The organism is Nonomuraea sp. NPDC050394 (assembly GCF_044459065.1).
In the GTDB taxonomy this organism is placed as follows: Bacteria; Actinomycetota; Actinomycetes; order Streptosporangiales; family Streptosporangiaceae; genus Nonomuraea.
Map to the genome: position 1 here is coordinate 1 of NZ_JBITIO010000045.1, position 1,991 is coordinate 1,991.

A 1,991-nucleotide genomic window follows, 5' to 3' on the forward strand; every position below is an offset into this window, starting at 1 on the left:
GATCCGCGGGCACCGGATCGAACTCGGCGAGATCGAAACCGCCCTGCTCACCCACCCCCACGTCGAGCGCGCGGTCGCCACCAAGATCGACCGCCGCCTCGCCGCCGTCGTCGTCGTCAGCGACGGTGACCTCGGCGACCTGCGCGACCGGCTGGCGGAACGGCTTCCGCCGTACATGATCCCCGACCGGATCGTGCCCGTGCGGGACCTGCCGCTCACCCCCAACGGCAAGATCGACAGGACGGTGGTGCGGGGCATCATCGCCGGCCAGGAGCAGCACGACGAGCCGTTCGAGCCGCCGCTGCCCGGCGTGGAGAGCGCCGTCGCCGCCATCTGGGCCGAGCTGCTGGAACTGCCCGCGGTCGGCCGCGACCAGAGCTTCTTCACGCTCGGCGGTGACAGTCTGCTGGCCACCCGCCTCATCACCCGGCTGCGCGAGGGCGGCGTGTCCGGTGGGCGGCTGACGAACCTGTTCGACCATCCCGGGCTCGCCGCCTTCGCCGCGACCCTGACGCCGGGGCGGGAGGAGGGCGAGCGGTCCGCGCTGCGCGCCGACCCCGAGCACCGCCACGAGCCCTTCCCGCCCACCGACGTGCAACGCGCCTACTGGCTCGGCCGCACCGACGACTTCGCGCTCGGCGGCGTGGGCTGCCACTTCTACACCGAGTACGACCTGGAGGAGCTCGACCTGCCCCGGCTGGAGACGGCCTGGAACCGCCTCATCGAGCGGCACGCGATGCTGCGCGCGGTGTTCCTGCCCGACGGCACCCAGCGGGTGCTGCCCGAGGTCCCCCGCTTCACCATCGCGGTCACCGAGGCGGGCGAGGACGCCGACGAGGCGCTCGCCGGGCTGCGCGCGGACATGTCGCACCAGCTCATCGACGCCACCCGGTGGCCGTTGTTCGACGCGCGGGCCGTACGTTACGGCGAGGGACGCACCCGGCTGGGCGTCAGCTTCGACAACATCATCCTGGACGCGCTCAGCACCATGACCCTCCTGCGCGAACTGGACACGCTCTACCACGACCCGGCCGCCGAACTGCCACCCGCCGGACCCTCGTTCCGCGACTACGTACTCACCGTCAAGCCGGGCCCGCGGGCGCTGCGCCGGGCACAGGAGTACTGGTCGGAGCGGGTCGCCGAACTGCCGCCCGCCCCGCAGCTCCCGCTGGCCGCGGAACCGGGGCGCGTCGGCCGCCCGCGCTTCACCCGCCGCCAGGCCCGCGTGCCCGCCGAGCGGTGGCAGGCCGTCAAGGACGCCGCCAGGGAGCACGATCTGACCCCGTCCACGGTCCTGGCCACCACGTTCGCCGAGGCGCTCGGCGCCTGGAGCGCCCGCCGCGACATGACGATCAACCTGACCCTGTTCGACCGCCGCGAGGTGCACCCGGACATCGACACCGTCCTGGGCGACTTCACCTCGCTGCTCCTGGTCGCCTACGAGCCGGGCCGTACCTGGCTGGACAGCGCCCGCCGCCTGCAACGCCGGATCGTGCGCGACCTGGAGCACAGCGACGTCTCCGCGCTGTGGGTGATGCGCGAGCTGGCCAGGCGCACCGGCGCGGCCGACGCGGCGATGCCGGTGGTGTTCACCAGCACGCTCGGCATGGACGCCACGCCCTCCGGCGCGCTGTTCGCCGAGCCGTTCTGGGGCGTCTCGCAGACGCCGCAGGTCTGGCTGGACCACCAGGTGGTCGAGGTCGACGGTGACCTGCTGGTCAACTGGGACGCGGTCGAGGACCTCTTCCCGCCCGGCGTCCTGGACGGCATGTTCGCCGCCTTCGCCGGGATGCTGGAGCGCCTGTCCACCGAGGACTGGGACGCCGCCGTCCCCTGCCTGACCCCGTCGGAGCAGCTCGTCACCCGCGCCGGCGCCAACGACACCGCCGCCTCCCCGCCCGAGGGCACGTTGCACTCCCGTTTCTTCGACCGGGCCCGCCGCGATCCGTCCCGGATCGCGATCTGTCCCGGCCTCTCCTATGGTGAGTTGT

Annotated in this window: 1 protein-coding gene; it reads left to right on the forward strand. The window is 73.1% G+C overall.

Annotated elements, in window-relative coordinates; all coding sequences use genetic code 11:
• A partial coding sequence (locus ACIBKY_RS55385) for a condensation domain-containing protein (RefSeq protein ID WP_397110783.1) occupies positions 1-1,991 on the forward strand: 1,991 nt, incomplete at both ends.